The sequence below is a fragment of the Azospira sp. I13 genome (assembly GCF_003112695.1).
In the GTDB taxonomy this organism is placed as follows: domain Bacteria; phylum Pseudomonadota; class Gammaproteobacteria; order Burkholderiales; family Rhodocyclaceae; genus Azospira.
The window spans coordinates 509,267-521,367 of record NZ_BFBP01000011.1; the positions used below are offsets into that span (position 1 = coordinate 509,267).

Genomic DNA, 12,101 nt, shown 5'->3' on the forward strand with positions numbered 1-12,101 from the left:
CTCTGCGCCCTCTGTGGCTAGCCTTTTTTGCCTTTGCGGGCGGCCTGGGCATCCAGGTCCCGCAGGTGGGCGAGCTTTTCGCCGATCTTGATTTCCAGGCCCCGCTCCACCGGCTGATACCAGGTGGCGGGCGCCATGCCGTCGGGGAAGTAGTTCTCACCGGCGGCGTAGCCTTCGGCCTCGTCGTGGGCGTAGCGGTAATCCTTGCCGTAGCCCAGATCCTTCATCAGCTTGGTGGGGGCGTTGCGCAGGTGCTCGGGCACCGGGCGGGAGCCGTCCTTGGCGACGAAGGCGCGTGCCGCATTATACGCGTTGTAGGCAGCATTCGATTTGGCGGCGCAGGCCAGGTAGATCACCGCCTGGGCCAGGGCCAGCTCCCCTTCCGGCGAGCCCAGGCGCTCGTAGGTCTGGGCCGCGTTCATGGCGATCTCGCTGCCCCGGGGGTCGGCCAGGCCGATGTCTTCCCAGGCCATGCGCACGATGCGCCGGGCCAGGTAACGGGGGTCGGCGCCGCCATCCAGCATGCGGCAGAACCAGTAGAGGGCGCCGTCCGGATTGGAGCCCCGCACCGACTTGTGCAGGGCCGAAATCTGGTCGTAGAAGGCATCGCCGCCCTTGTCGAAGCGGCGCAGGCTCTGGGCCATGGTGGCTTCGATGAAAGCCCCGTCCACCTTGGCCAGCTTGGCGGTGCGGGCCGCCGTGCGCACCTGCTCCAGCAGGTTGAGGAAGCGCCGGGCATCGCCGTCGGCCAGGCCGATCAGGCGGGTGCGGGCCTCGTCATCGAAATCCAGGTCCGCCAGGGCTTTTTCTCGGGCCCGATCGAACAGCTGGCCCATCTCGGCCTCGTCCAGGGACTTCAGTACATAGACCGAAGCCCGGGAAAGCAGGGCCGAATTGACCTCGAAGGAAGGGTTCTCGGTGGTGGCGCCGATGAAGGTGAACAGGCCGCTTTCCACAAAGGGCAAAAAGCCGTCCTGCTGGGCCTTGTTGAAGCGGTGGATTTCATCGACGAAGAGAATGGTGCGCTTGCCCTGGGCCTTCCACATCTCGGCCTGGGCCACCGCCTCCCGCACCTCCTTGATGCCGGAGAAGACGGCGGAAAGCGCGATGAACTCACAGTGGAACTGGGTCGCCATCATCCGCGCCAGGGTGGTCTTGCCCACCCCGGGCGGCCCCCACAGGATCATGGAATGGGGCTGGCCCGACGCGAAGGCCAGACGCAGAGGCTTGCCCGGCCCCAATAGATGCTGCTGGCCGATCACCTCGTCGGGCGAGCGGGGCCGCAGTTGCTCCGCCAGGGGTGCCCCGGCATCCACCGTACCTTGGGAAAAAAGATCGCTCACTCAGAATCCATCGGCAGCAGGACTGCCCGTGCAAAAGCCGCAGTTTACCTCAAGGGCACGACAGCCTTTCATGCCCTGTCCAGGGGAGAAGCCACGCCCCGCCCGCCCCGGTTGAGCACGTGGGTGTAGATCATGGTGGTGGAAACGTCGGCATGGCCCAGCAGTTCCTGCACCGTGCGAATGTCGTAGCCAGCATCCAGCAAATGGGTGGCAAAGGAATGCCTCAGGGTATGCACAGAAACGGGCTTGGACAAAACCGCCCGGCGTGCTGCCTCCTTCATGGCCCGTTGCAGGGCCTTTTCGTGGGCATGGTGCCGCCGCTCGATCCCCGAGCGCGGGTCCACCGACAATCCGGCAGCAGGGAATACCCAGAACCAGGGCCAGGTCGCTCCCGCCTGGGGGTATTTGCGCTCCAGTGCATGGGGTAAATACACACCAGGAAAGCCATTCTCCCGGTCATGTTCAAACAACGTCCTGGCTCTGGCCAGTTGCTCCCGCAAGGGAAGCTCCAGCGTGCGGGGGAGCATGGTGACCCGATCCTTGGCCCCCTTGCCCTCGCGGACCAGAATTTCTCCGCGGTCGAAATCCACGTCCTTCACTCGCAGTCGCAGGCACTCCATCAGCCGCATACCTGTCCCGTAGAGCAGCCGGGCCATCAAAGCCTGCCCGACAGGCATGACGTCCAGCAGCCGCTTCACTTCATCCCGATTCAAAACCGTCGGCAACCGCGCCGGTTTCTTAGGACGAACCAGATCGGTCAGCCACGGCAGATCCAGCTCCAACACCTGCCGATACAGGAAAAGCAAGGCTGACAAGGCCTGTTGCTGGGTCGCTGCGGCGATATCCCTTTCGACCGCCAGATGGGAGAGAAAGGCCGTCACCTCACGCGCGCCCATCTCCCCCGGATGACGCATGCCATTGAATCGGATATAGCGGACCACCCAATGGACATAGGCCTCTTCGGTCCGTATGCTGTAATGACGAATGCGTACCGCCGCCCGCACCTGATCGACCAAACGGGGGCCCGCTGCAACCACTTTGTCAGGAATGTCCGGTTTCATGGTAACCAAATACTGTATGGATAAACAGTTATATATCCAAATCCATTGCCACACAAGGGAAAATGCTGTCCGGTTTTCCAGCTTATTGGACACGTCCCCGTTTTATTGGACGTTTTTGTCGTCTACTACTAGTTAGCCAGAGCCACTCACGAAGAGGACGTAAATGATTGATCGAGTTAACCCCTTTGATCACAATAATCCTGTTACACCTCCAATTTTTACTGCGCGAAAGGCTGAATTGGAAAAGATGGAATATGCATTGCGCCATAGCAATGAAAGCATATCCATCAGTGGCTCATACGGTATCGGAAAAAGTAGCCTGATACTGACTAGTTTGGAGAAGTTTGGCAGAGAACAATCGACCACATTTATATTGAGAATTTCGGATGGTTTGTTATTTCATTTCATCTATGGGGATTTTCTTGCTGTTCTAACGCATAAATTGTGCGCTTCCGTTTGGACTGACGTATTTAAGGAAAGTTACTCAGAACTATTGGAGGATTCACTACGTTACCCGAGAAATACTGACGCAACATCGGCAGCGAAGAAGACTCTTAAGCGGATATTTAGAGTAGTGACAAGCGAAAATATCGCGTCGTCCGGTAGCAAGACCAGCACCGTTGGTGCAAAGATGATCGCATCAGGAAGCACGACAGAATCAAATAGCTTATCTTTGGTTAGAAAGCCATTGATGCCTTTTGAATTCCTCGCGTTACTCGATGAAATATTGGGTGTAATAAGTGAATTTGGCTACACAAAAATAATTGTAGTGTGTGATCAATTGAACCATCTTCCACCGAAAGCCAATTATGATTTGTTGAGACAAAATATTGACGTGCTAGCGTCAAAGAAGATTACTTTTGTTGTGTCAGCGGAAAATATTAAGAATGAAAAGGGATTTGAAGATAGGGTAGACACTGAAATCCTATTGAAATCTTTCAGCTTATGGATGAATCTAGTTGGTTTTGGCTCAAGAAACGAAGTAAAGGATTACGTCGACAATTGCTTTGCTGCCCACCAGATTGATGACATTGACTTCATTGATGGAAACTGTGATCTTATATACTCTGTCTGCGAGGGAAACCCATGGTTTATAGCAAAAATGTTGCGCATGGTTTACCAAGATGTTATTGCGGCCGGTAAAAATAAAATAGACATTGGTGATTTTGAAAAATACGGTATTCGGTTTGCAAAGGCGGTAACGGCCTATAAGGCAGCCGAAGGCTGCTTGCGTTGGTCTGAGTTGAATGACATGTTGAATATGGGCTAACGTCAGTTATGCCATCGGCTATGGCTAACCTGGCGGTCAACCGGACCTGCGCAAAGAGCCGCGCAGGCCGGTTACCTTCACGTTAGGCACCTCTATTTATGTCCGAGCCAAACGAAACGTACGCATATTTCTCAATCGCTGCACCCGAGCTAGATCCGGCTCAAATCTCTAGCGAAGTAGGCGTCGAATCAACAGATTGCTGGCGAAAAGGCGACCTAAACCCTCGCAATGGGAGAGAAAGAAAGTTTGGTCGTTGCGACGTCCCCCCGGAATTGAGTAGCGTCTGACTTTAGAGTCCAATCTTTCTCGACAAGGAGATTGGACATGAAGAAGCGATTCACCGAAGAACAGATCATTGGCTTCCTTCGGTCGCTTGGACGCGCAGCAAGTGGCACGCCTTTAGCTAAAGGCTGGCCGTGACGCCCACTTCCGACCGGACGACCAGGGGCTTTTTCTCAACTTCGCTATGCATCACTGGAGGACATCTATGCCATTCCCACCGGAAGAACGCCGGGCATTGCTGGGAGTAAAGGGGGTTGGCCCAACGGTCGTGGCCCGCCTCGAACAAATGGGGTTTGAGTCACTGGCCCACCTGAGCAAAGCCAACGCTTTGGACATCGTTTCGCAAGCCTCGGCCATCGTCGGCTCCACTTGCTGGAAGAACAGCCCTCAGGCTCGTGCTGCCATTCAGGCAGCCATCGCTTTGGCACAATCACACCATGCATAACAAGTCCGTCAATCGGACCGCCAGAGCATTTCGTTGTTGGCCATCTGCTTACCTCCAACGTTAAGGCCCGAGCGTGACCCTTACCGTGCTTTACGAATGGGGCGGTTTTAACCGCGAGCTTTTCTCCGCCATCAATGGTTTCCGTGGCCCTGTCATTGATCTGTTGATGCTGACCGGCACGCAACTGGGCGATGTCTGGAATGCCTTGTGGATTGCGCTGGCGCTGTTGCTGGTGCTCGTCAGTAGCCGGCTGTTGCGGCGAAGCCCGCGCCTTGCCCGCCTTCCCGACGCGCGCCGGGTTGCCGATTTGCTGCTTGTCTTCGTCGTGGGCTGCGCGATCACGGCGCTCTTGGTGTTTTCCGCCAAAGCCGCTTTCCACATGCCTCGCCCCTTCATGGCCTTGCCAAGCGGCAGTGTGGCGGTGCTGGCCGAACTCAAGGAGCCCCATAGCTTCCCCAGCGGACATTCCGCATTTGCCATGCTCGTTGCCTGGGTTTTCTGGCCCTATTGCCAAAGGCGGTGGAAGGCACTGCTGGCGCTGTGCGTGGTATGGGTTGGTGTTTCTCGTATCAGTGTCGGCGCTCATTTCCCGGCCGATGTGCTGGCCGGCTACCTTTTCGGCGCTATCAGCGGATGGCTGGCGAGCCGAGTCCTTGCCCTTCGCGAGAAGGAATGCTCCATTGGCGATGCAGCGGTACGACCTTGAACCCGACGGCCAGACAACGCCCCATGCCTGCCCCCCGGCATTCTCCCTACCTACCGAGCCTTGTCGCACGGCTGGGCTGTGCTGAGTTTGGGTGAGCCATGCCTTGGCTTGTTCGCTACCTTCTCGCTGCTGCGCCGACCCTGGTCCCCCTGGGGGGATGGCAGCTTGCCCTCTGGGCTTACGCGTTTTTTGGCTGCCAAGGTGGCCTCAAGGGCCTGCAGCCCTGTTTCATTGGCACCTTCAACCTGTTGCCCTGGCTGGGCCTGGGGCTGTTTTGGTGCCAGTTGCTGCTTTGGGTCTTGAGTCCGCTTTCGGCTGGCCTGCTGCTCTCCGTGGCAATCCGGCATTTCCGGGCTCGACGTACCCGCCGCACGGCTTGCCCCCCGAGCTTCGAGGAGCGCGCCCAATGAGGGCCGACGCACACCCCCGCCGCGTCTGCATCAAGGGACTCGGAATAGCGATACCACTCCAGCAGTTGCCATGACCCACGATACCCATGCCGCCTGCGCAAATTGCGGGCGGGCGCTCACCACGCCCCTTGATGTCTGCTCATGCTGCGACAGCGCGCTGATGCCGGAGCCACCCCGTGGCCGCCACCATTGCCCCCGCTGCGCGCAGCGTTTCGAGCAGCCCCTATGGGTGGGATGGCCCCCAGCGGCGCGCTGGTTTTGGCCACAGAAAATGAAACCCCAGTGCCCCCACTGCCACACCTTTCTGCGCGACAGCAATCAGGTGCCGATGGGAAAGTACGATGGGCTGATGTGGGGGGCGCCCGTGGTGGCGATGTATGTGTTCCATGCCCCGCCCGCGATTGTCGCCATCACCCTGCTGGTTCCCTTGGCGGTTTTCTGGCGACGCTGGCGGCAGGTGCGTGCATTGGCCCACGGTGAGGCACAACGCTACGTGATGGATGAGGCCCAGCCCTAGGCTGAACGCGTCAATAAAAACGGAAGGCGGCCGGCCCGCGCTAGCCGCCGCCCGGGCGCTTACTCGCCGGCCACATCAGCCCCGGGAGGCGGGGTGAAGCGGAACAGGCCGGGAGCCAGGGCGGGATTGCGCTCGCTGCGGGAGAACACGAGGGAAGTGGTCTGGCCGAAGCTATCCAGCAGCTCCATGGCCCGCAGCTGGTCGCCGGCAAAGCCCAGGCGCACCTTCTCAAAGCCGGAGTCAGCCGTCTTGGGCGTGGCCTCGGCCCATTCCAGGCCATCCTTCTCCCCGCCTTCGCTGAGGGTGAAGTTCTTTTCCAGCGTGGCGGAACCATCACCGGCCAGCAGGGCGGCCGGGGTGGCGCCAAGGGCCTTGCCCATCTTCTTTACCGTGACCTGCTTCAATTCCGGGTCGTAGATCCAGAATTTTTCACCATCCCCCACCATCAGCTGGGGATAGGGCTTTTCCACCTGCCAGCGGAATTTTCCGGGGCGCTGAAACATCATCAGGCCGGTGGAGTTCTGGGGCTTGCGGCCACTTTTTGCCACCACAGTCTGGGTAAATTCAGCCCGCATACTACGAGTGCCGTCGAGAAAGCTCTTCAGCTTGGCCACGCCGGCGGCCTGGGCGGCGGCGGGCAGCAGGGAAGCGGACAGGAGTACAGCCAGGAGGAACTTCTTGGAGGAGATTTTCATCATTCTTCCGTCTTGCGGCCCAGCACTTCGCGCCCGCCGCGGCCATCCATGGCGGAAACGAGGCCGGCCTTTTCCATGGCTTCGATGAGGCGGGAAGCCCGGTTGTAGCCGATGCGCAGGTTGCGCTGGACCAAGGAAATGGAGGCCCGGCGGGTCTTGAGGACGATTTCCACGGCCTGATCGTACATGGGGTCGTTTTCGGGATCGTCGCCGCCTTCGCCGTCGCCGCCCTCGTCATCGCTGCCGGCACCGGTGAGCACGTCTTCCACGTAATCGGGGGCGCCGGTCTTCTTCAGGTATTCCACCACGTGATGCACTTCATCGTCGGCGACGAAGGCACCGTGCACCCGGTTGGGGTAGCCGCTGCCCGGGGTCAGGTGGAGCATGTCACCCTGGCCCAGCAGGGCTTCTGCGCCCATCTGGTCGAGGATGGTGCGGGAGTCGATCTTGCTGGAGACCTGGAAGGAGATGCGGGTGGGAATGTTGGCCTTGATCAGGCCGGTGATCACGTCCACGCTCGGCCGCTGGGTGGCCAGCACCAGGTGGATGCCGGCAGCCCGGGCCTTCTGGGCGAGGCGGGCGATGAGTTCTTCCACCTTCTTGCCCACCACCATCATCAGGTCGGCCAGCTCGTCGATAACCACCACGATGTAGGGCAGCTCGGTCAGCGGCTCGGGAGATTCGGGGGTGATTGAGAGCGGGTTGGGAATCTTCACCTCGTTCTTCGCCGCTTCCTTGATCTTGGCGTTGAAGCCTGCCAGGTTGCGCACGCCCATGGCGCTCATCAGCTTGTAGCGTTTTTCCATCTCGCCGACGCACCAGTTGAGCGCGTTGGCAGCCTGGCGCATGTCGGTCACCACCGGTGCCAGCAGGTGGGGAATGCCTTCGTAGATGGAAAGCTCCAGCATCTTCGGATCCACCAGAATCAGGCGCACGTCCTTGGCGGTGGATTTGTAGAGCAGGGAGAGAATCATGGCGTTGATACCCACCGACTTGCCGGAGCCGGTGGTACCGGCCACCAGCAGGTGGGGCATCTTGGCCAGGTCGGCCACGGTGGACTGGCCGCCGATGTCCTTGCCCAGGGCCACGGTGAGGGGCGAGGCGGAATCGTAATAGGCCTTGCTGGAGAGAATCTCCGAGAGGCGCACGGCCTGGCGCTTGGGGTTGGGCAGTTCCAGGGCCATGCAGGACTTGCCGGGCACCGTTTCCACCACCCGCACCGAAATGAGCGCCAGGGCCCGGGCCAGGTCCCGCGCCAGATTGACGATCTGGGCGCCCTTGACGCCCACCGCCGGCTCGATTTCATAGCGGGTGATGACCGGGCCAGGATAGGCTGCCAGCACTTTGACCTGGACGCCGAAGTCGGCCAGCTTGCGTTCGATGAGGCGGGAGGTGAATTCCAGGGTATCCGCCGCCGGCATGTCGGTCTGGGGCGGTGCCGGGTCCAGCAGGTGCAGGGGCGGCAACTGGCCGCCTTCCACCGCTTCGGGGAAAAGAGGCGTCTGGCGCTCCCGTTCGATGCGCTTTTCCACCTTGGTGGAAACTTCGATTTCCGGCTCGACGATTTCGATGCGGATGGGCTCGTGGTCTTCCACCCGGGCCCGCTCCACTTCCACCACTGCTTCCCGCTCCCGGGCCACTTCACGGCCGATGCGCTGGTCCTGCCAGCGCTCCACCAGGCTGCGCACGCCGAAATAGCTGCCCTCCACCAGGGTGCCGAGGCGCTCGAAAGCAGTGAGCCAGCTCATGCCGGAAAAAAGGCTCCAGCCCAGCACCACGCCGGTGAGCAGCACCAGGGTGGCGCCGGTGTAGCCCAGGGCGCCGACCGCGGCGTTGCCCAGCTCCAGGCCCAGCATGCCGCCGGGCACCAGGGGCAGCGGGGTGCGCAGGGTGTAGAAACGAATGGCCTCAAGGCCGCAACTGGCAATGAGCAGGATGAGGAAGCCGATGGCGGCAACGATCAGGGGGCGACGGTCGCCGTTGCCCCGCAGCCCATCCAGGCGGCGGTAGCCCCACCAGACCAGGGCCAGCATGAGGGTGACCCACCACCAGGCGGAGGCGCCGAAGAGGTAGAGCAGCAGATCGGAAATCCAGGCGCCGAAACGGCCCGCCGGATTGCGCAGGGCATCTACCTGGGCGGCGTGGGACCAGCCCGGGTCGGTCCGGTCATAGCCCCAGAGGGCCAGGGAAAGGAACCCGGCAAACACCACCAGGGCCAGCCAGCGGGATTCCTGCAGGATGATGGCTATCTTTTCCGGCAGGGGGCTGGGGGCTTTTTCGGAGTTGCGGCGGGCGGATTGGGGAACGGCCATGGGCAGGGAAGCAGTTGGTCTTCCGCCCGATTATAGCGGCACCGGGCGTTCAGGTTTCGTTGAGGACGATGCGGCCGTCCTGAATTTCGATGTAACCGGAGGTTTCCAGGTCCTTCATCACCCGGCTGACCATTTCCCGAGAGGCGCCGATCATCTTGGCGATGTCCTGCTTGGTCAGCTTGCGGGTGACGATGCGGCGGCCTTCCTGCACCTCGGAGAACTCCAGCAGCAGGTTGGCCACCCGGCCGAAGACATCCATCAGGGCCAGGCTTTCGATCTTGCGGTCGGCCTCACGCAGGCGCTGCACCAGGCTGCGCATGAGGTAGAGGGCCACGTCCGCATGTTCGGTGAGCATGCGGCGGAAATCGGGCTTGGCGATGACCAGCAGTTCGCAGGGCTCAATGGCCAGCACGTCGGCGGAGCGGGGAGAACCGTCAATCACCCCCATTTCGCCGAAGAACTCGCCGGCACCGAGAATGGCCAGGATGACCTCCCGCCCTTCCTCGTCGCTGTTCAGCACCTTGATGCTGCCGGAAATGAGAATGTAGAAGGAATCCGTGCTGTCACCGGCGCGCACGATGGTAGTGCCGCGCGGTACCTTGCGGTAGCAGGCCACCCGTGCCAGATGCTCCAGTTCAGTGTCAGGCACCCGTTCGAACATCGGTACGTTGCGCAACGTTGCCAGGCTCAGCCCTCTCCCAACCTGCATATTCGCCCTTGTTGTCTTTGTACGTTCAATATTGGCTCGCAATTATATGCCAAATTCCATATGCCAAATTCGTCACGGACACTTTGGGTGCAGAAACGGCGCTTTCGCTATAATTTCCCTCCGACCTGAAACCGACCCAAGAGAGAAACGCCATGACCACCCAGCGCCACAGCCGCCTGCTCATTCTCGGTTCCGGCCCCGCCGGCTACACCGCCGCCGTCTATGCCGCCCGCGCCAACCTGAAACCTGTGCTCATTACCGGTCTGGCCCAGGGCGGCCAGCTGATGACCACCACCGAAGTGGATAACTGGCCCGCCGCCGCCGAAGGCATCCAGGGCCCCGAACTGATGCAGCGCTTCGAGGAACATGCCCGGCGCTTCGAGACCGAGATCATCTTCGACCACATCCACACCGCCAAGCTGCAGGAAAAGCCCTTCCGCCTCATCGGCGACTCCGGCGAATACACCTGCGACGCCCTGATCATCGCCACCGGCGCCTCCGCCCAGTACCTGGGCCTGCCTTCCGAAGAGAAGTTCGCCGGCCGCGGCGTTTCCGCCTGCGCCACCTGCGACGGTTTCTTCTACCGCAACCAGGCCGTGGCCGTGGTCGGCGGCGGCAATACCGCCGTGGAAGAGGCTCTGTATCTGGCCAACATCGCCAGCCACGTCACCGTCATCCACCGCCGCAACAAGTTCAAGTCCGAGAAGATTCTCCAGGACAAGCTGATGAAGAAGGTGGAAGAAGGCAAGGTCACCGTGCTGTGGGATTCGACCCTGGAAGAAGTGCTGGGCGACGACAGCGGCGTCACCGGCCTCAAGGTGAAGCACGTGAATACCGGCGAAACCAAGGAAGTACCGGTGATGGGCGTCTTCATCGCCATCGGCCACAAGCCCAACACCGAACTCTTTGAAGGCCAGCTGGAACTGGAAAACGGCTACATCGTGACCCAGGCCGGCCGTGCCGGCAACGCCACCCAGACCAGCATCACCGGCGTTTTCGCTGCCGGCGACGTGCAAGACCACATCTACCGCCAGGCCTGCACCTCCGCCGGCACCGGCTGCATGGCCGCCCTGGACGCCGAACGCTACCTAGACAGCCTGGAAACCACCCAGGCCTGATCGTTCCATGGTGCGCCGCCCCCCGGCGGCGCCCGGCTCCCCCTTTCAGGCCCTGCGGGACCTGAAAACCCGCCCGGCGCCCGCCAAGAACTCCCCCACGCCCCAACCCCAGGTTGCTGCTACACCGCTCGCCCCCGCTGCGGCGGAAGAAGACATGGCCAGCCTGCTGGCCGAAGCCTTCGCCGGCACCACGCCCATGGCGGCGGACAACCGGGCCCAGCTGAAGAAGGCCCCACCGGCACCCCGCCCCCGGCCCCGCACGGTTGAGGAAACTCTGGAACCGACCCCGCCGCGGCCCCGGGCCTTCGACCCCAACGACCCCGCTGCCCTGTTCCAGGCCAGCGTCGGCGACGTCACGCCCATCAAGGACGGCGGCCGGGCCGAAGTCGGCCCCCGGCTGTCGCGACAGAAACGCCGCGCCCAGGCTGCCGAAGCGAAGGCCGGCCCCGATACCCTGGAAGCCTTTCTGGCGGATCTGCCGGACAACGACCCGACCGCCCTCTTTCGCCGCGCTGTCGGCGGCACTACCCCGCTGCCGGACAAGAACCAGGCGGATATCGACCGCCCCCGGCCGCCGCCACGCCCCCGGCCCCAGCCCCAGCCCCAGATGGAAGAAATACCCAAGCCATCGGCCGGGCAGCCCGCACCGCCGCCCCTGTCGGACCGGGCCGATGCGCCGGCCGAGGGTGATCACCTGCGCCCCGGCGCGCCCGGCCGCCTGCTGGCGGACCTGCGCCGCGGCCGTATCACGGTGGAAACGGAAATCGACCTGCACGGCTACACGCGGGATGAAGCCCGGGAATTCCTCACCGCTGCCCTGGCCCGCTGCGGCCGGCGGGGCCAGCGCTGCCTGCGTATCATCCACGGCAAGGGCCTCAGTTCCCCCGGCGGCGAATCCCTGCTGAAGCATCTCACCCGCAACTGGCTGGCCCAGCACCCGGAAGTGCTGGCCTTCTGCGAAGCCAAGCCGGCAGATGGCGGCAGCGGCGCCCTGCTGGTGCTGTTGCGCAATCCCCACCGGGAAGGCGGCGCCGGCAGCAGCGACGGGGCGTCGAACCCAAAGCCGGTCTGAACACCAACCGGCAATGCCGGGGCGCAGGCGCAGGATCATCGCCCGGGGCCGGCTGCTGTTGTCTTTACGGCATGTCGCCCCGAGTCCTCCGCTTTCCAGGCATTGCCTGGAGAGGCAAGCAGGGGGGGCATCTCGCCTACTCATCCCCGTGAAGCCGCGCC

General features: G+C 61.9%; 10 protein-coding genes. 5 read left to right on the forward strand and 5 right to left on the reverse strand.

Annotation, left to right across the window (positions count from 1 at the left end):
* Positions 1-17: 17 nt before the first annotated feature.
* Both AZSI13_RS12285 and AZSI13_RS12290 read right to left on the reverse strand, forming a co-directional pair.
* A complete protein-coding gene (locus AZSI13_RS12285) occupies positions 18-1,343 on the reverse strand; it encodes a replication-associated recombination protein A (protein WP_165833484.1) in 1,326 nt (441 codons plus the stop codon).
* A gap of 68 nt (positions 1,344-1,411) precedes the next feature.
* A complete protein-coding gene (locus tag AZSI13_RS12290) occupies positions 1,412-2,404 on the reverse strand; it encodes an integron integrase (protein WP_109041432.1) in 993 nt (330 codons plus the stop codon).
* Positions 2,405-2,567: 163 nt separating this feature from the next.
* Here AZSI13_RS12290 and AZSI13_RS17320 point away from each other — a divergent pair, with 163 nt between their 5' ends.
* From AZSI13_RS17320 to AZSI13_RS17605, 3 genes are all read left to right on the forward strand, one after another.
* Positions 2,568-3,674, forward strand: a complete 1,107-nt coding sequence (locus AZSI13_RS17320; protein WP_133247312.1) for a hypothetical protein — start codon at positions 2,568-2,570, stop codon at positions 3,672-3,674.
* Between the two features lie 800 nt (positions 3,675-4,474).
* The gene (locus AZSI13_RS12305) at positions 4,475-5,107 is read left to right on the forward strand and encodes a phosphatase PAP2 family protein (protein WP_109041435.1); all 633 of its coding nucleotides are present in this window, start codon (positions 4,475-4,477) and stop codon (positions 5,105-5,107) included.
* Between the two features lie 681 nt (positions 5,108-5,788).
* Entirely contained in the window at positions 5,789-6,034 is a 246-nt protein-coding gene (locus tag AZSI13_RS17605) for a hypothetical protein (protein WP_165833486.1), read from the forward strand.
* Positions 6,035-6,093: 59 nt separating this feature from the next.
* Here AZSI13_RS17605 and lolA read toward each other — a convergent pair whose 3' ends face one another.
* The 3 genes from lolA to AZSI13_RS12330 are packed head-to-tail and all read right to left on the reverse strand — an operon-like array spanning position 6,094 to position 9,690.
* Positions 6,094-6,732: an outer membrane lipoprotein chaperone LolA gene (gene lolA, locus AZSI13_RS12320; RefSeq protein WP_369406667.1), complete on the reverse strand. Its 639-nt coding sequence runs from the start codon at positions 6,730-6,732 to the stop codon at positions 6,094-6,096.
* Positions 6,729-9,041 (reverse strand): DNA translocase FtsK, encoded by a 2,313-nt coding sequence (locus AZSI13_RS12325; RefSeq protein WP_109041438.1) that lies wholly within the window; start codon positions 9,039-9,041, stop codon positions 6,729-6,731. The genes lolA and AZSI13_RS12325 overlap by 4 nt, the downstream gene beginning before the upstream one ends.
* 49 nt (positions 9,042-9,090) lie before the next feature.
* Positions 9,091-9,690, reverse strand: coding sequence for a Crp/Fnr family transcriptional regulator (locus AZSI13_RS12330; RefSeq protein ID WP_235609754.1), 600 nt, complete (start codon positions 9,688-9,690; stop codon positions 9,091-9,093).
* A 212-nt stretch (positions 9,691-9,902) separates the two neighbouring features.
* Here AZSI13_RS12330 and trxB point away from each other — a divergent pair, with 212 nt between their 5' ends.
* Positions 9,903-10,868, forward strand: coding sequence for a thioredoxin-disulfide reductase (trxB, locus tag AZSI13_RS12335; protein ID WP_109041440.1), 966 nt, complete (start codon positions 9,903-9,905; stop codon positions 10,866-10,868).
* Between the two features lie 7 nt (positions 10,869-10,875).
* Complete coding sequence (locus AZSI13_RS12340; protein WP_235609755.1) at positions 10,876-11,940, forward strand: Smr/MutS family protein; 1,065 nt, start codon at positions 10,876-10,878, stop codon at positions 11,938-11,940.
* The last annotated feature ends 161 nt before the right edge of the window (positions 11,941-12,101 follow it).

Excerpts from the sequence above, each read along its gene's own strand:
- AZSI13_RS17320 (WP_133247312.1), top strand. The coding sequence starts at position 2,568 with ATGATTGATCGAGTTAACCCCTTTGATCACAATAATCCTGTTACACCT.
- AZSI13_RS12325 (WP_109041438.1), bottom strand. The coding sequence starts at position 9,041 with ATGGCCGTTCCCCAATCCGCCCGCCGCAACTCCGAAAAAGCCCCCAGC.
- AZSI13_RS12290 (WP_109041432.1), bottom strand. The coding sequence starts at position 2,404 with ATGAAACCGGACATTCCTGACAAAGTGGTTGCAGCGGGCCCCCGTTTG.
- trxB (WP_109041440.1), top strand. The coding sequence starts at position 9,903 with ATGACCACCCAGCGCCACAGCCGCCTGCTCATTCTCGGTTCCGGCCCC.
- AZSI13_RS17605 (WP_165833486.1), top strand. The coding sequence starts at position 5,789 with ATGAAACCCCAGTGCCCCCACTGCCACACCTTTCTGCGCGACAGCAAT.
- AZSI13_RS12340 (WP_235609755.1), top strand. The coding sequence starts at position 10,876 with ATGGTGCGCCGCCCCCCGGCGGCGCCCGGCTCCCCCTTTCAGGCCCTG.
- lolA (WP_369406667.1), bottom strand. The coding sequence starts at position 6,732 with ATGATGAAAATCTCCTCCAAGAAGTTCCTCCTGGCTGTACTCCTGTCC.